At 55.6% G+C, this 16,839-nt stretch carries 14 protein-coding genes and 1 pseudogene; 4 read left to right on the forward strand and 11 right to left on the reverse strand.

Annotated features, from left to right (window positions below; all coding sequences use genetic code 11):
• Positions 1 to 2 precede the first annotated feature (2 nt).
• The 5 genes and pseudogenes from G6Q29_RS01135 to G6Q29_RS01160 all read right to left on the reverse strand — a co-directional run bounded on the left by G6Q29_RS01135 (position 3) and on the right by G6Q29_RS01160 (position 5,570).
• Positions 3 to 512, reverse strand: coding sequence for a GNAT family N-acetyltransferase (locus tag G6Q29_RS01135; protein ID WP_022648228.1), 510 nt, complete (start codon positions 510 to 512; stop codon positions 3 to 5).
• Between the two features lie 9 nt (positions 513 to 521).
• Positions 522 to 2,785 (reverse strand): annotated as a pseudogene (locus G6Q29_RS21625) (NtaA/DmoA family FMN-dependent monooxygenase).
• A 16-nt stretch (positions 2,786 to 2,801) separates the two neighbouring features.
• Complete coding sequence (locus G6Q29_RS01150) at positions 2,802 to 3,923, reverse strand: amidohydrolase (RefSeq protein ID WP_165464209.1); 1,122 nt, start codon at positions 3,921 to 3,923, stop codon at positions 2,802 to 2,804.
• Positions 3,920 to 4,921 (reverse strand): MsnO8 family LLM class oxidoreductase, encoded by a 1,002-nt coding sequence (locus tag G6Q29_RS01155; protein WP_165464210.1) that lies wholly within the window; start codon positions 4,919 to 4,921, stop codon positions 3,920 to 3,922. Before G6Q29_RS01155 ends, G6Q29_RS01150 begins: the two co-directional genes overlap by 4 nt.
• A gap of 109 nt (positions 4,922 to 5,030) precedes the next feature.
• A complete protein-coding gene (locus G6Q29_RS01160) occupies positions 5,031 to 5,570 on the reverse strand; it encodes a shikimate kinase (protein ID WP_165464211.1) in 540 nt (179 codons plus the stop codon).
• Positions 5,571 to 5,975: 405 nt separating this feature from the next.
• Here G6Q29_RS01160 and ansP point away from each other — a divergent pair, with 405 nt between their 5' ends.
• Positions 5,976 to 7,472, forward strand: a complete 1,497-nt coding sequence (gene ansP / locus G6Q29_RS01165) for an L-asparagine permease (RefSeq protein WP_165464212.1) — start codon at positions 5,976 to 5,978, stop codon at positions 7,470 to 7,472.
• A 92-nt stretch (positions 7,473 to 7,564) separates the two neighbouring features.
• Here the strand turns inward: ansP and G6Q29_RS01170 are convergent, their stop codons facing one another.
• Positions 7,565 to 8,626 (reverse strand): YncE family protein, encoded by a 1,062-nt coding sequence (locus G6Q29_RS01170; protein ID WP_165464213.1) that lies wholly within the window; start codon positions 8,624 to 8,626, stop codon positions 7,565 to 7,567.
• A gap of 246 nt (positions 8,627 to 8,872) precedes the next feature.
• Between G6Q29_RS01170 and pqqU the strand changes: the two genes are divergently transcribed.
• Positions 8,873 to 10,990 (forward strand): TonB-dependent receptor PqqU, encoded by a 2,118-nt coding sequence (pqqU, locus tag G6Q29_RS01175; RefSeq protein WP_165464214.1) that lies wholly within the window; start codon positions 8,873 to 8,875, stop codon positions 10,988 to 10,990.
• Positions 10,991 to 11,120: 130 nt separating this feature from the next.
• Here the strand turns inward: pqqU and G6Q29_RS01180 are convergent, their stop codons facing one another.
• The 3 genes from G6Q29_RS01180 to G6Q29_RS01190 all read right to left on the reverse strand — a co-directional run bounded on the left by G6Q29_RS01180 (position 11,121) and on the right by G6Q29_RS01190 (position 13,722).
• The gene (locus G6Q29_RS01180) at positions 11,121 to 11,789 is read right to left on the reverse strand and encodes a GntR family transcriptional regulator (protein WP_165464215.1); all 669 of its coding nucleotides are present in this window, start codon (positions 11,787 to 11,789) and stop codon (positions 11,121 to 11,123) included.
• Positions 11,790 to 12,045: 256 nt separating this feature from the next.
• Positions 12,046 to 13,080 carry an NADP-dependent oxidoreductase gene (locus G6Q29_RS01185; RefSeq protein WP_165464216.1) on the reverse strand — a complete coding sequence of 345 codons (1,035 nt, stop codon included), beginning with the start codon at positions 13,078 to 13,080 and terminating at the stop codon, positions 12,046 to 12,048.
• Positions 13,081 to 13,146: 66 nt separating this feature from the next.
• Positions 13,147 to 13,722: a helix-turn-helix domain-containing protein gene (locus tag G6Q29_RS01190; RefSeq protein WP_165464217.1), complete on the reverse strand. Its 576-nt coding sequence runs from the start codon at positions 13,720 to 13,722 to the stop codon at positions 13,147 to 13,149.
• A 147-nt stretch (positions 13,723 to 13,869) separates the two neighbouring features.
• Between G6Q29_RS01190 and G6Q29_RS01195 the strand changes: the two genes are divergently transcribed.
• Entirely contained in the window at positions 13,870 to 14,388 is a 519-nt protein-coding gene (locus G6Q29_RS01195) for a GNAT family N-acetyltransferase (protein WP_165464218.1), read from the forward strand.
• Positions 14,385 to 14,834: a DMT family transporter gene (locus tag G6Q29_RS01200; protein WP_165464219.1), complete on the forward strand. Its 450-nt coding sequence runs from the start codon at positions 14,385 to 14,387 to the stop codon at positions 14,832 to 14,834. The genes G6Q29_RS01195 and G6Q29_RS01200 overlap by 4 nt, the downstream gene beginning before the upstream one ends.
• Positions 14,835 to 14,836: 2 nt before the next feature.
• On the opposite strand, the gene G6Q29_RS01205 is transcribed toward G6Q29_RS01200, so the two are convergent.
• Together G6Q29_RS01205 and G6Q29_RS01210 are read right to left on the reverse strand one after the other, a co-directional pair.
• On the reverse strand, positions 14,837 to 15,070 hold the full coding sequence (locus G6Q29_RS01205; protein WP_165464220.1) for a YdcY family protein: 234 nt from the start codon (positions 15,068 to 15,070) through the stop codon (positions 14,837 to 14,839).
• 101 nt (positions 15,071 to 15,171) lie between these two features.
• Positions 15,172 to 16,770: an ABC transporter substrate-binding protein gene (locus tag G6Q29_RS01210; protein WP_165464221.1), complete on the reverse strand. Its 1,599-nt coding sequence runs from the start codon at positions 16,768 to 16,770 to the stop codon at positions 15,172 to 15,174.
• Positions 16,771 to 16,839 lie beyond the last annotated feature (69 nt).

A 16,839-nucleotide genomic window follows, 5' to 3' on the forward strand; every position in this document is an offset into this window, starting at 1 on the left:
CCTTATGCGGTTTTGCTGAGCGCTTCGCGGATCAGCGTCTTGGTGAAACGCAGCCGACCGTCGAACGGCGGCTGGCTGTACTCTTCCGGATCGCGGTTGAGATCGAACTGCGGCTGATACCCCTGACTAAGATAGAGCCGCACCGCCTCCGGCTGACGAAACCCCGTGGTCAGGTAAATGTGGCTGTAGCCCGCCAGCACCGCCCGGCGCTCCAGCTCCTGCACCACGCGCGCGGCCAGCCCCTGCTGGCGCAGCGTTTTATTCGTCCAGATACGTTTGATCTCTGCGGTATGTTCGTCGAAGGGTTTGTACGCACCGGTAGCGATGATCTCGCCATCGCGCTCCAGGACGATAAACAGCCCCTGCGGCGCCAGGTACCATTCCGTCAGCTCGACTTCCGCATCCTTTGAAAAGTAGTCGCCGTAACGCGCGGCGTACTCACCGAAAAGCCCCGCGATAATGGGCTGAAGATCGGCATCTTCTGGCGAAACGTCCCGAAATTGTTCGCGCATAGCGCCTCCTTAATCGCCCAGACCTGCCGGGTTAACGTCGGAATGAGGGATACGCTCCACGCCTTCCCCCCAGCGGTTCAGCACCTTGTCGTAATCTCCGTTCTTGATCGCGCCATTCAGCGCGGTTTGAACCGGTTCGACCAGGCCGCTGCCTTTTTTCAGCGTCACCGCAATATGCGCCGCCTTCGGCCAGCCGCCGTCGACGCTGCCGACCAGTTTGGTTTTACCGTTAAGCGCCGCTTTCCAGGCGCCGATCACGTTCGGGCCAAAGTAGGCGTCCGCGCGTCCGGACTGAAGCGCCAGCGTTTGGGCCGCGTCGTCTTTGGTGTAGATCGGCGTAAAGGGTTTAAGCCCTTTTTTGCGGTTCTCTTCGTTCCATGCCAGCAGAATGGCCTCCTGGTTGGTGCCGGAACCCACGATGATGCGCAGCCCGGCGATATCCTCGGCCTTCACAAGCGAGTTGATCGGACTGGTAGATTTAACGTAGAAGCCAAGTGAATCCTTGCGGTAGGTGGCGAAGTCGAACTTCTCTTTGCGCGCTTTGGTGACGGTGATGTTGCTGATAGCCGCGTCGTATTTCCCGGAGGCAACCCCCAAAGGCCAGTCCTCCCAGGAGGTCGGCACCACGTTCAGCTCCAGTCCAAGGCTGTCCGCTACCAGACGCGCAATGTCGACCTCACTTCCCAGCAGGGTTTTGTTGTCGTCGGAAAAGACCGTCAGCGGCGGTTGATTCAGCCCCGCCACCGCCACGGTAAATTTCCCCGGCACGGCAAAGCGATAGTCTTTCGGCAGTTGCGCGATCGCATCGCTGTTTTTGGCGGTATTGATAGGCGTTTTATTGGCCTCAATGCTCACGCCGGTGCCGTTAATATTGACGTTTCCTGCCCAGACGGCAGGGGTAAAGGCCAGCGCAAGCGCCAGAATAAGCGATGATTTCTGCATAGCGTTTTTCTCTTTTATTGTTGTGTGAACTGATTTTTGGGCTCGTCTAAGCCCAGAGTTTCGCGCAGCGTGGTGCCGGGATAGTCAGTGCGGAACAGGCCGCGCGCCTGTAAAACGGGCACCACCTGGTCGACAAAGCGCGGTAAGGTGTCCGGCGTGCCGCCCTGAATGATGAAGCCGTCCGCCGCCTTCTCTTCGAACCAGGCCTGTAAACCATCGGCCACCTGCTCCGGTGTGCCGGAAAAACGCGGGCGCGGCGATGCGGCTTCCAGCGCGACCTGACGCAGAGTTAAGTTGCGCTCACGGGCGTTACGCTTGATTTCATCGGTGGTGCTGCGGAAGCTGTTTTTGCCCAAATCGCCAACATCCGGGAACGGCGCGTCGAGGGGATACTGGCTGAAGTCGTGATGCTCGAAATAACGTCCGAGATAGTTCAGCGCATCATTAACGGAGACCAGCGCCGCCGTGGTTTGATACTGGTTTTCGACGTCATCGGCGTCGTTCCCGACAATCACGCTGACGCCCTGGAATATATGTAAATCCCCTGCGCGGCGGCCGTGACTTTCCAGCTGCTGTTTAACATCGCGGTAAAAGGCCTGGGCTTCTTCCAGCGCGTCATGGTGGGTAAAGATGGCGTCAGCGTGTTTTGCCGCCAGCTTTTTACCGTCGTCGGACGCGCCAGCCTGAAAAACAATCGGACGTCCCTGCGGCGTGCGGCCAATATTCAGCGGGCCGGAAACCTGGAAGAAATCGCCGTGGTGATCCAGAGTATGCAGTTTCGACGCATCAAAGAACTGTCCGCTCTCTTTATTGCGAATAAAGGCATCCCCTTCCCAGGAATCCCACAGCCCTTTCACCACGTCGAGATACTCATCGGCAATGCGGTAGCGCAGCGCATGTTCCGGGTGTTTTTCGCGGGAGAAGTTCTTCGCTGACCCTTCCAGCGGCGACGTCACCACGTTCCAGCCCGCGCGTCCGTTGCTCAGATGATCGAGGCTGGCGAACTGGCGTGCAACGGTGAAAGGCTCGCTGTACGAGGTGGATAACGTGCCGACCAGCCCCAGGCGCGCGGTGACGCTTGCCAGAGCGGACAACACCGTCAGCGGCTCAAAGCGGTTTAAAAAATGCGGAATGGATTTCTCGTTAATATAAAGACCGTCAGCCACAAATATAAAGTCGAGCTTGCCCTCTTCCGCTTTTAAAGCCGTTTCTTTGACGAAATCAAAATTAATGCTGGCATCCGCGACCGCCGCCGGATGGCGCCAGGCGGACATATTTCCGGATGCACCATGCAAAATGGTCCCCAGCCGCAATTGACGATGTGCAGACATATTCACCTCAAATTAATTAAACGTGTTGCAGGGCTTTTTCCGCGAGCTGTGCAAAATAGCGGGCAGCGGGTTCGATTAAGGCTTCATCCGGGTTAAATGCCGGGTGATGTAACCCAAACGGACTGTTGCTGCCAATGCTGACAAACGCGCCGGGTATGTTTTGCAGATAGACCGCGAAATCCTCCCCGCCCATGTGCAGTTCCGCATGCCGGGTCTCATATCCCGCTTCGCGCGCGACCGAGGTGGCAAAGCTGGCCCAGCGCTCATCGTTCACCAGCGCGGTGGGCCCGGCGTACCAGGTGATGTTGATCTGCGCGCTAAAGGCGCTGGCAAATCCGGCGGCGATTTCACCGACGCGCGCTTTCACGTTCTGCTGCACTTCCGTGCGGTGCGTGCGCAGCGTGCCCTCCAGCTCAACGCTTTCCGGCAGCACATTCCAGGTATTCCCCCCGGCGATGCGCGTCACGCTCAGAACAACCGAATCCAGCGTATTGACGTTACGGCTGGCTACGCTTTGCAGCGCGGTTACCAACTGGCTTGCCAGCACGATGGCGTCGTTGCCTTCATGGGGACGTGCGGCATGCGCGCCTTTGCCGGTCACGTGAATAACGAAGCGATCGACGTTGGCATAGAACGGGCCGCCGCGCGTGGCAAACTCGCCGACCGGCAGTGAAGGCTCATTATGCATTCCGAAAATCGCGCGTACGTCGCGTAACGCCCCGGCCCGCACCATGCTTTTCGCTCCGCCGAAATTTTCTTCCGCAGGCTGGAACAGGATCCGCACGCGACCGTTAAGCGAGGCTTCCCGCTCTTTCAGCTTTAACGCGGCGCCGAGGATCACGCTGGTGTGGATGTCGTGCCCGCAGGCATGCATCACCCCGGCACGCCGGGAGCTAAACGGCACCCCGCTGCGCTCGTCGATGGGTAACGCGTCGATATCGGCGCGCAGCGCAACCAGTGCGTTGCCCGTGCCGATCTCCGCAACCAGCCCGGTCTGGAGATCGTAAGGCTGCGGGGCAATCCCGGCGGCCGTCAGCCACTCGCGCAGGCGCGCCGTTGTTTCGACCTCCTGACCGGAGAGTTCAGGGTTCTGGTGCAGCTCGCGGCGCCAGGCAATCAGTTGTTCGCTAAAGCTCATACGGCCACCTCCCTGTTAAGACGCGCCTCGGCCAGCAGCCGCAGGGACTGCACGCGCGTTGCGCCATCAGCGACCGGCGTGTCGATGATAAATTCGTCAATCCCCCACTGCTGATGCAGCGCGTTGAGCTGTTCAAGCACCGGCTCCGCCGTTCCGGCCAGCAGAGACTGCGCCCGACGCGCGATGCGCACCGGTTCACTCCCCGCCTGCCGCGCAAAGGCGTAGGCCTGTTCTTCGCTGGCCACGGTGACGCGCTGTCCGTTTGCCAGCTCCACGCCCCATACTTCAACCTTCTGCGCCAGCGCATCGGCCTCAGCCTGGGTTGGAGCAACAATGACCTGCACGGCCACAATCACCTCACGGACGCTGTGTTGACGCCAGGCTGTGACGACCTCACGCAGCAGTTCAGGATCGCCGTTCAGATGGGCGGCAAAGACAAAATGCCAGTCGAGGGAGGCCGCCAGCAGCGCGCTTTCGGTACTGGCGCCCAGCAGAAACCCCCGGGCAGGCACCGGCGGCAGCGGCGTGGCGCGAACGTCCTCCTCCGCCGACTGATTTTCAGGGCGGATCCAGCGATCGAGCTGCGTCAGTTGTTCAGCAAAGCTGCCCTTTTCCTGAGGATTAAGGCCATGCTGCAAGGCGCGGGTAGAGAGCGGCAGACCGCCGGGCGCTTTGCCAACGCCCAGATCGACCCGCCCCGGCGCGATGGCGGCCAGTACGTTAAAATTTTCGGCGACTTTATAGGGGCTGTAATGTTGCAGCATGACGCCGCCTGAGCCCACGCGAATGCGCTTTGTTTGCCCGAGGATCCAGGCAATCAGCAGCTCCGGCGAGGGGCTGGCAAGCTGCGGGGTATTGTGGTGTTCGGCAATCCAGAAGCGGTGATAACCCAGCGTTTCTGCCTGTTGCGCCAGTGCTAAGGTTCGCGCCAGCGCATCGGCGGCTGTTTCGTGTTCTGCGACGGGGCTTTTATCCAGAATGCTGATTCGCCATGACATGTTGCGTTCTCGTTTGACTTAACATGTCGTCATTATTAAAGGTGGATTTCACCTCTGAGAAACAATTAATTTACATTTGGATTGCCGGAAAACGGCAATAGGAAGTCTGTCATCGGCGTGATTTAAGCGATGTAATCAGTCTTTCCGCATCCTGCCGTCGGGTAATGCGGAGAAAACGAATATGTGCGTACTGCGGGTTTTGCATATCCGCTTGATAGCGTTTGCGGTTGCTGCGCCAGGTTTTGATCGTCCAGATGATGATAGAGTCCTTGCTAAGGAACGACCGACGAAAGCTTTCGCGGTTCCCCGTGCCGGGCCAGAGCTCCTGTTTGTGCCAGGCGCGTCCGGAGGCCCGCGTCACCGCCTGCCAGAGCGTGCGGATAAACCCACGATCTATCCACACCACCAGATCGACGTCGCGCCACTTAAGGTCGCGTGTGCGATTGTAATTCCCGTCCAGGACCCAGTCAGGCGAAGCGGCGAGCGCTTTTTCCAGGGTTGCAAGAAACTCATCATCCGGTGTCCCCTGCCAGTTCGCTCGCCAGTAAAGCCTGTCCATCTCAATGTAAGGGATAGCCAGCGCCTCCGCGATTCGCCTGCCAAACGTGCTTTTCCCACTTCCGCTGGTGCCTATGATATTGATTTTCACCGTTCCTTACCGTCTTCCAGTGTCGTAATCGGCATTATCGCCTGGAGATTATTCATTGCCGCCCTGCGGCAATGAGTAATCTCTACCTATAGGTAATTATCAAGTAAACCTGATGAATAATTCACATTTTCTGACCTTTTTGCCTAAAAAAACGCCACGGTTCAGCGCATTGCGATCCCCGTCTGCTCTGACCACACGATTTCCTTCGACGAGCATCACTTTCGACACGGTTATATTTTGCGTCGCTTAACAATTGCGGGTAGGATGCCTCGCCATGTTTTGCCTTATCCATACACAGAATGACTGGAAAGGCGGCATGTGTCTGCGCAGAAGCAATCGTTTGTTTCGGCAACTGCCAGACAGGACTATCACGTTAATGGTTCAGACAGGCAAACAGGTAACTCAATGAAAACAAGCAATAAAAGCGCAGCCGATCATCATGCTGCAAAACGTCGCTGGTTGAACTCTCATGAAGAGGGCTATCACAAGGCGATGGGCAACCGTCAGGTGCAGATGATCGCCATCGGCGGCGCTATCGGTACAGGTCTGTTTTTAGGTGCTGGTGCACGTCTGCAAATGGCTGGCCCCGCTCTCGCGCTGGTCTATCTGGTGTGCGGGATCTTCTCTTTCTTCATCCTTCGCGCTCTCGGCGAACTGGTACTCCACCGCCCTTCCAGCGGCAGCTTTGTCTCTTATGCCCGCGAGTTTCTTGGTGAAAAAGCCGCGTATGTCGCGGGCTGGATGTACTTCGTTAACTGGGCGATGACCGGTATCGTCGATATCACCGCCGTTGCGCTGTATATGCATTACTGGGGCGCGTTTGGCGATGTGCCGCAGTGGGTGTTCGCCCTTGGGGCGCTGGCAATCGTCGGAACCATGAACATGATCGGCGTGAAATGGTTCGCCGAGATGGAGTTCTGGTTCGCACTGGTGAAGGTGCTGGCCATTGTGATCTTCCTGGTGGTCGGGACCGTATTCCTCGGTACCGGTAAACCACTGGACGGTAACGCAACCGGCTTCCACCTGATTACCGATAACGGTGGTTTCTTCCCGCACGGCCTGCTGCCAGCGCTGGTGCTGGTGCAGGGTGTAGTGTTCGCCTTTGCCTCCATCGAACTGGTCGGTACGGCGGCAGGTGAATGTAAGGATCCGCAGACGATGGTGCCAAAAGCCATCAACAGCGTGATCTGGCGTATCGGCCTGTTCTATGTAGGTTCCGTGGTACTGCTGGTACTGCTGCTGCCGTGGAATGCATACCAGGCAGGTCAAAGCCCGTTTGTGACCTTCTTCTCTAAGCTGGGCGTGCCGTACGTGGGCAGCATCATGAACATCGTGGTATTGACCGCCGCGCTCTCCAGCCTGAACTCCGGGCTTTATTCGACAGGCCGTATCCTGCGCTCCATGTCGATGGGGGGCTCTGCGCCGAAGTTTATGTCGAAGATGAGTAAGCAGCAGGTGCCTTACGCGGGTATCCTGGCGACGCTGGTGGTGTACATTTTTGGCGTGTTCCTGAACTATCTGGTACCGTCTCAGGTGTTTGAGATCGTGCTGAACGTCGCCGCACTGGGCATCATCGCCTCCTGGGCCTTTATCGTGGTATGTCAGATGCGTCTGCGCAAAGCGATCAAAGAAGGAAAAGCGGCTGAGGTCAGCTTCAGGCTGCCGGGCGCACCGGTGACCTCCTGGCTTACCCTGCTGTTCCTGCTGAGCGTGCTGGTGCTGATGGCCTTCGACTACCCGAACGGTACTTACACCATCGCCACAATCCCGCTGCTGGCGGTGCTGTTGATTGCTGGCTGGTTTGGCGTGCGTAAACGCGTGAATGAAATCCACAGTACCGCACCGGTTCATCATGAAGATGACAGACAGGATGGTCCGCTGGTGGAAGAGACGTCGCGTTAATAAAAAAGCCGGGTGGCGACTTCGCCTTACCCGGCCTGTATTTCATGGTGTTTCATGCCCGGTAAGCGCACCACCACCGGGCAAATCCCACATCAGAGCGCGATACGAATCACGTCGTCAGGCTGGGTCGCTTCCTGCTGACGGGTTGATTTCTGTTTCACCGTCACGTACAGCGTTTTACCGTCCGCAGACAGCGCCAGGCTGTTCGGGTAAACCGGAGTATCGTAAGTTTTGGTCACTTTATAGGTTTTGGCGTCAATCACGCTCACCTTGCCCGCCTCGCGGTGCGTCACATAGGCTTCGTTACGCGCCGGGTTGAACAGTACGGCCAGCGATTCCGGCGCAGCGATTTTTTGCATCACGCTGCCATCTTTCAGGCTCACCACCAGCACTTCTGGCTGTTTAGAATCAGTCAGGAACGCGCGCTGACCGGCAGTGTCCAGGCTCAGGTTCAGGTAGAAGTGCTCTTTTCCGTCGTCCAGCACCTTCTTACGGCTGAGGATTTTGTGAGTTGCCGTATCAATGGTCACCAGCTCGCCGTCCGCATTGGTGGTATACAGACGTTTTGCCTTCGCATCCAGCGCAAGGCCGGTGCTGAACGTGCCGGTGTTCGTGATGGTGTCCTTCAGCTTCAGCGTTGCGCCATCAACAACCCAGATCACGCTCTCCTTGCCGATGCCGGTAATGTACACCGTATTGGTTGTGTCATCAGCCACCAGCTGGCGCGGCTGAAGCGGTTTCACCGTGTCGCTACGCTTGCGATCGTCCAGCACCAGACGCCCTTTCACCTCGCCCGTTTTGGCGTCAATCGCCGTCACGGCGCTGTTGACGGTGTTACCGAACCACAGCATCTGGGTGGCGTTATCGATCGTGGCGCCAAACGGCTTGAGATCGTTATGAATCGCCTGCGTCACTTCCAGCGTGACCGGATCCAGACGATAAACCACGCCGCCCTTATCGGTTTTGCGGCTTTGAGACGTCGCAACCCACAGTGCGTTTTCCTGCTGGCTGACGGCCATTTCATACGCGCCCTTGCCGACCGCTTTGCGCAGCATCTCTTCAGCGGCGTGAACCTGGAACGTACCGGCAAACAGTAAAGAGCCCAACAGCAGAGACCCACGCAGACGCGGCGAGCACAGATGACGTAAAGACATAACAATTCCTTTTTAAATGAGGATATTTACCGCTGACATCACTTCCGGTGGGCAAAGTCATCGCTTTGCCATTATTTTAATGAGAATAGTAATCATTAATGAGTTGAAAGTGGAGTATTTCTTTCCCTCATTCCATTACATTCACGAAATGTGCGGTTATAGTTTTCATAACATTTACAAAGGATTTAACATATATACACAGGTTCCAGTTGATTTGGTTCGAATTTTTCCTAACCGGTTTACTCCATGAAAACTATTACTGCCCGCAAGGCGTCACTACCACTGCTGTTCGTTCCCGTCGTTTTTAGCCCGCTGAGTGCAATGGCCGCGGATGAACAGACCCTGATCGTCAGCGCCACGCCGCAAACCGTCTCCGAACTGGACACCCCGGCCGCAGTCAGCGTGGTGAACGGCGACGATATGCGACATGCCACACCGCGCATCAACCTTTCTGAATCCCTTGGGAGCGTGCCTGGCCTGCAAATTCAGAACCGCCAGAACTATGCCCAGGATCTGCAACTTTCCGTTCGCGGATTCGGCGCGCGCTCAACCTTCGGCGTACGCGGGATCCGCATGTACGTGGACGGCATTCCGGCAACCATGCCCGACGGCCAGGGGCAGACGTCAAACATTGACCTCAACAGCATCGAGAGCGTCGACGTGCTGCGCGGCCCCTTCTCCGCCCTGTACGGCAATGCCTCTGGCGGCGTCATCAACATTAACACCCAGACCGGCCAACAGCCGGACAGCGTTGAAGCCAGCAGCTATTACGGCAGCTACGGCACCTGGCGTTACGGCATGAAGGCCACCGGTGCGGTGGGCGACGGGACTCAGGCGGGAGATGTGGATTACGCCGTATCCACCACCCGTTTCACCACCCATGGCTATCGCGATCACAGCGGTGCACGGAAAAACCTCGCTAACGCGAAACTGGGCGTGCGCATTGATGATGTCAGCAAGCTAACGCTGATTTTTAACAGCATCGACATGAAAGCCAACGATCCGGGCGGACTGAGTTATCAGGAGTGGCAGAACAACCCACGCCAGTCACCCCGTGGCGATCAGTACAACACGCGTAAAACCATTAAGCAGACCCAGGCCGGGATCCGCTACGACCGTCAGCTGAGCGAACGGGACGACCTCAGCGTGATGATGTACGCCGGTGAGCGTGAAATGACCCAGTACCAGTCCATTCCGGATACCGCGCAGACTAAAAATCCTGCGCATTCGGGCGGTGTAATTGATATGCAGCGCCACTATCAGGGTATTGATACCCGCTGGACCCACCGCGGTGAGCTGCTGGTGCCGGTAACGTTTACCACCGGTCTGAACTACGAAAATATGAGTGAAAATCGCCGCGGGTATGAAAACTTCGTGATGAACAACGGCGTGCCGGATTTTGGCGTGAAAGGTAACAAACGCCGTGACGAACGCAACCTGATGTGGAACGTTGATCCCTACCTGCAAACCCAGTGGCAGCTAACGCAAAAGCTGTCCGTTGAGGCGGGCGTGCGGTACAGCTCCGTCTGGTTTGACTCCAACGATCGTTACATTACCCCGGAAAACGGCGATGATAGCGGCGACGCCAGCTACCATAAATGGCTCCCGGCAGGCGCGGTGAAATATGCCGTGACCGACGCCTGGAACCTGTATGCCGCGGCGGGACGGGGATTTGAGACCCCGACCATCAACGAACTCTCATACCGTTCTGATGGCAAAGGCGGCCTCAATATTAATCTGCAACCGTCAACCAACAACACCTATGAGATTGGCAGCAAAACCCGCATCGGCAATGGCATCCTGACGGCAGCGCTGTTCCGCACGGATACCGATAATGAGATCGTGGTAGATAAAGACAATGAACGCCGTACCAGCTATAAAAATGCCGGTAAAACGCGACGTCAGGGTGTGGAAATTGCGCTCGATCAGCAGTTTGCCGAGAACTGGAAGCTGAAAATGGCGTGGACCTACCTTGACGCGACCTACCGTACCAACGTCTGCGATAAAGCAGATTGTAGCGGCAACCGAATGCCGGGTATTGCCCGTAACATGGGGTATGCGTCGTTTGGCTGGGAGCCTGAGGAAGGCTGGTACGCGGGGGCAGATGCCCGCTACATGAGCGACGTGATGGCAAACGACACCAATACCGCCAAAGCGCCCTCTTATACTGTGGTCGGCCTGAATACCGGGTATAAACTTAATTACGGTAAATGGGGAATGGACATCTTTGGCCGCGTCGATAACCTGTTCGATAAAGAGTATGCCGGTTCAGAGATTGTTAACGCTGGCTACAACCGCTATTACGAACCCGCCCCGGGTCGTAACTATGGCGTTGGTCTGTCGGTCTCTTATCGCTTTGAGTAAAATAGCATCCGGCAGCGCACGTTGCCGGTAAAAATTAAGCGAAATAATACTATTCCCGGTAGCCTGATGCGCCGGGAATATAACCAGGAAAGTTAATGCTAATATACAAAAAATGTAGGTAGAGGGTTCCTTAACGGTAGTATTGCCGTTGGAGGAGGATATTGGCTTCATCAATGGCTCGATCGATCGCTTCCCGACTGGCCGTCACGTCCCTTTGCTCAAGCGCAGAAAGCAGGTCGCCATAATGATAAGTCGTTGCAGGGATATCTTGCATCTCTTCGTGCAGGTAGTTGATACACGGACCAATCCGTACCCAGAGTTGCTCAATCAGCGAGTTCAGGGTCGGCATCTCGGCATATTGATAGAGCGTAAAGCGAAATACACGGTTAGCGTAGATCGCTTTCTGTACGTCGCCCTGATACATGGCGGTGCTGAAGTTATCAGCCAGAGCACGTAACGCATCCAGTTTGGTCTCGGTCATATTCTGGCACGCCGCCGCAACGGCCATCGGCTCAAGCTGCTTTCTGATGGCGTTAATTTCGTTATAGCGCTCCAGCGTAACTTCTGGCACTAAAAACGCCTGAGCTGGCGTGGCCTGTAAAGCCCCCGCAGAGACCAGGCGTAGCAGAGCTTCGCGCACCGGCGTGATACTGGTGCCTAATTTATCCGCAATCTCTTTCGTGACGAGTCGAGCGCCAGGTTTTAATGAGCCCGTAATTAACGCTCCCTTTAAACTGTTCTCAACTTGCAAAGTCAGACTGATTCTTTGTGCTTTTTCCAAATGTTCCAAATCAAGCATGTTTAATTCCCGTAGCCAAACAAAATGCCATTTTCAACGACTGTTTAAAAAAACATCGCCGGTGAGATATATCCTGTATCGTCATGCCTGGTATAAGGGGCGCGCGTAAAAATAAAATCGGTCAAATAATTGTGCATTTTTCAATTCTGGCTTAGCTGGCCGAGAGCGTGCAAAGCTTATGGATTAATTAAAGACAATATATCGTATCTTCACAAATAATTATGGCGAACATCGTCCGCCATAACTGATGATCTGATTAGTCTTCCGCCACGCGGATCACGACTTTGCCGAAGTTTTTCCCTTCAAGTAGCCCAATCAGCGCCTCCGGCGCCGCGTCCAGCCCTTCGATGACCTGCTCGCGATAGTGAATTTTTCCTTCCTGCACCCAGCGCTCCATTTCCTGCTGGAACTCGTCGATACGATGACCATAGTCCTGAGCGATAATAAAGCCCTGCATGCGGATGCGTTTTTTCAGGATGGTCCCCATCAGCAACGGCAACCGATCCGGCCCATCCGGCAGGTTGGTCGCGTTGTAGCCGCTGACCAGTCCGCAAACCGGCACGCGTGCAGAGGTATTCAAGCACGGCAGCACGGCGTCAAAGACTTTACCGCCGACGTTTTCATAATAAACATCAATGCCCTGCGGACAGGCTTTCGCCAGTTGTTCGGCAAAATCATCCGCATGGTGATCCAGACAGGCGTCGAAACCGAGCACGTCAACCGCATGGCGGCATTTCTCCTCACCACCGGCTACGCCAATGACCCGGCACCCTTTAATTTTACCGATCTGCCCCACCGTTGCGCCGACCGGTCCCGTTGCTGCCGCCACAACAAGTGTTTCTCCCGCCTGCGGCTGGCCGATATCAAGCAGTCCCATATACGCGGTGAAGCCCGGCATCCCAAGCACGCCGAGCGCCCATGAAGGGCGCGACGGGTTTTTGCCCAGCTTTACCAGCCCCTTCCCGTCAGACAGTTCATACTCTTGCCAGCCGCTATAGCCCAGAACCCACTCACCCTCTTTATAATCCGGATGTCGGGAGGTCTCGACGCGACTTACCGTACCGCCCACCATTACCGCGCCAATCTCGACCGGAGGGGAATAGGATGGCGCATCGCTCATACGACCCCGCATGTACGGATCAAGCGAGAGCCATACGGTGCGTAACAATACTTGCCCCTCTGATGGCGTGGGGATCGGCTGCTCTTCCAGGCGGAAATTGTCGGTAACCGGTGCGCCGTGTGGACGGGAAGCCAGTACCCAGCATCGGTTTTGCGTAGTTGATTGACTCATTCATCGCTCCTTACTGCTGAAAATGTCATTGAAGTCTGGCACGTTATCCTGCGGATCGCCTTCACATTATGAGGCGGACTGATTAAGACGCACGACCAGATAACGGCACGGTTCATCCGTTTCGTTAATAAACCGGCAATCGTTCGGCGGCCCGAGTTCCAGACAATCTCCGGCCTTCATTTCATGGCGGGTCTCCCCCTCCTGAAAGACCAGTTCACCCGCCTGCAACCAAATCAGTTGTCGTGCCAGTGCATAAGAGGATGCAGGCATGGGCACATCGCTGCGCGCAGGCAGTTCTATCTGGACAAGATCGACAGGCATATCGGTGCGCGGCGACACATGGCGACGCAAATAATGGGTTTGCGGATCGCGCCAGACGGGCTGGTTCGCCAGACGTAAAAGTTTGCCTTCCTGCATTTCCGCGCGCGCAATGAGCGTAGACATGCTGATACCAAATGCACCGGATAACCGGGCAAGCAGCGTCGCCGTTGGGCTACTTTCCCCCCGTTCAATCTTATGGATCATGCCGCGGGAGATGCCAGCCCGCTCGGCCAGCTCGCTTAAAGACCAGCCCCGCGATTCGCGCTCAAGGCGTATGCGGGCGCTAATCCGTTGATTCATATTGTCTGTCATCGTATTCATGACGTAATACTATAGTGTATAGATGGTTACTCGGGGCAATTTGACGACAATAAAACACGAGTTTGCATAGTGATGCATGATAAGAACTGTGTAATATTGTGATGGAATCGTCCCACTATAGTAAACATCACAGCCAGAGGGTTAATCATGATTGTTCGTCATGCATGCAAAGAAGATTGTGCCGCTATCGGTGAAATTTATAACCATGCAGTGCTGTACACCGCCGCTATCTGGAACGATAAAACTGTCGATACCGATAACCGTATTGCATGGTTTGAAGCGCGCACGCTGTCGGGATATCCGGTGCTGGTCAGTGAAGAAGAGGGTGTTGTAACGGGATATGCCTCATTTGGCGACTGGCGAGCGTTTGACGGTTTTCGCCACACGGTGGAGCACTCGGTATACGTTCATGCCGATCATCAGGGCAAAGGCATTGGTCGACTGCTAATGACGGAATTAATTAAAGAAGCCCGCCAGATTGGTAAACATGTGATGGTTGCCGGTATTGAGGCGCAGAACCAGGCGTCAATTCATCTGCACGAAACCCTGGGCTTTATTACCACCGGAAATATGCCGCAGGTAGGAACCAAATTCGGTCGCTGGCTGGATCTCACCTTTATGCAACTCCAGCTCGATGAGCGCAGCGAACCGGATGCTCTGTCATGAACCAGTCGTTGACGTTAGCGTTTCTGGTGGCTGCCGGAATTGGGCTGGTGGTGCAAAACACGCTTATGGTGCGCATAACGCAATCCTCCTCCACCATTCTTATCGCCATGCTGCTGAACTCGCTGGTAGGTATTGTGTTATTTGTAAGCATTCTGCTGGTGAAAAATGGCCTGGCAGGGCTTAGCGAACTGGCGTCAACGGTGCGCTGGTGGACGTTGATCCCCGGCCTGCTGGGGTCATTTTTTGTCTTTGCCAGTATTAGCGGGTATCAGACCGTGGGCGCGGCTACGACTATTGCCGTACTGGTGGCAAGCCAGCTGATTGGTGGCCTGGTGATGGACATCCTTAAGAGCAATGGCGTCCCCCTGCGGGCGCTGGTTGGCCCGGTCTGCGGCGCAGTGATGCTGGTGGTCGGCGCCTGGCTGGTGGCACGACGCCAGTTTTAACCCTAAAGGATAGTCCCGCCCTGCGTGAGGTGGGCATGACGCGCCTCCGCCTCGTCTTTATGCTGCTTACCATGATGCGCAATCGCAGTACGCAGGCGCTGCTGCTGGGTATAGCGATCTTCACGGCTGATTTCTGCATCATCACTTAATTCGATCAGCAGTTCATTCATGTGGAAAATTACGCTCTCTTCGATGGCGGCATCTACACGGGCGATCACTTCGTTTAAATGTGACACTGTCACTCCTTTTCAGTTACCCGGTGGCGCTACACTTACCGGGTCTATAGGTGCTAAATGTAGGCCGGGTAAAGCGTAGCCTCCACCCGGCATTAATACGATCAGTTCAGCTTCGCTTTCGAGAAATCGCTGCCCATCAGGCTTACGCTGTACCCGGTTACGTTGCTGCGGGTCGCGTAAAACGTTTTGCCGTTAGCTAACGCAATCCACGGTGCCTGCTGGTAGAAAATCTCCTGTGCCTGGCCATACAGCTTCGTACGTTCGTCCGGGTTGCTGGTCAGTTTGGCCTTTTGTACCAGCTCATCATACCCCTTATCACACCAGCGCGCGGCGTTAGATCCGGTTTTGATGCTGTTACAACCCAGCAGCACGTCGGCGAAGTTGTCCGGATCGCCGTTGTCAGACATCCAGCCGAACAGCGCGGAATCATGCTCGCCTTTACGCATGCCGGAGAGGTACTCACCCCACTCGTAAGAGACAATTTTCGCCTTCACGCCCACTTTCGCCCAGTCAGCCTGAATCATCTCCGCGATGCGTCGCGAGTTCGGGTTGTACGGACGCTGAACCGGCATCGACCAGAGAGTGACCTCCGCGCCCTTCTCGAGACCCGCCTGCTTCAGCAGGGCTTTTGCTTTTTCCGGATCGTAGTCGTAATCCTTCAGGTCTTTATTAAAGCCGAGCATATTCGGCGGGATCGGCGATTTAGCGACCGTACCAGAGCCCATAAAGACCGCGTTCACAATGGCCTTTTTGTCAGTCGCATAGTTCAGCGCCTGGCGCACCAGCACGTTATCAAACGGTTTTTTTGCCGTGTTGAACGCCAGATACCCGACATTCAGCGCATCCACCGAGTGTAGCGTCAGATCTTTATTTTTCTTTATCACGTCAAACTGAACCGGCGACGGTGCAGGAATGATCTGGCACTCGTTCGTTTGCAGCTTCGCCAGTCGCGTTTCAACGTTCGGCGTAATGGAGAAGATCAGGTGTTTGGTTGGTACCTCACCGTCCCAGTAGTTCGGGTTGGCGACGTAGCGGATCAGCGAATCCACCTTGTACTGCTGAAGTACATACGGCCCGGTACCGATTGGCCAGGTGTCGACATTTTCAGGCGTACCTTTTTTCAACATCGCGTCCGCGTACTCGGCAGAGAGGATCGAGGCGAAGTCCATTCCCCAGTCGGCCAGGAAAGCCGCGTTGGGTTCGCTCAGCGTAAACTGAACGTGATAATCGTCGATCTTTTTCACATCCTGAATGAGCTTGTCGAGGCCCACGTCATTGAAGTATTCGTAATTGCCCTGGGAAACATTGTGGTACGGATGCTTAGGGTCTTTCTGACGCATAACGGAGAAAATAACGTCATCAGCATTAAAATCACGGGTCGGTTTGAAGTATTTATTGCTGTTGAATTTCACCCCTTTACGCAGGGTAAACGTATAGGTTTTGCCGTCTGGCGAAATGGTCCACGACTCGGCCAGAGAAGGCACCGGCGTGTTTTTAACCGGGTCGAAGTTTATCAACCGGTTATACAGCGTTTGCGAGCTTGCGACAAACGAGGGCCCAGAGCTGGCGATCTGCGGGTTAAACGACTCCGGCGACGCCTCGGAGCAGTAGATAATGGTGTCTTTGTTTGCCGCCCATGCGGCGCTTGCCGGCAGCAGCGCGCTCAACGCGAGGGCGAGCACGGTTTTCCCTTTAGACATGGTTATTACCCTTTCGGTTTTATTATAGTGAACAGTAATAACAGCACAGACGTTTTGGCCTGACAAATA

The sequence above is a fragment of the Enterobacter cloacae genome, from assembly GCF_011078175.1.
Classification (GTDB): domain Bacteria; phylum Pseudomonadota; class Gammaproteobacteria; order Enterobacterales; family Enterobacteriaceae; genus Enterobacter; species Enterobacter cloacae_Q.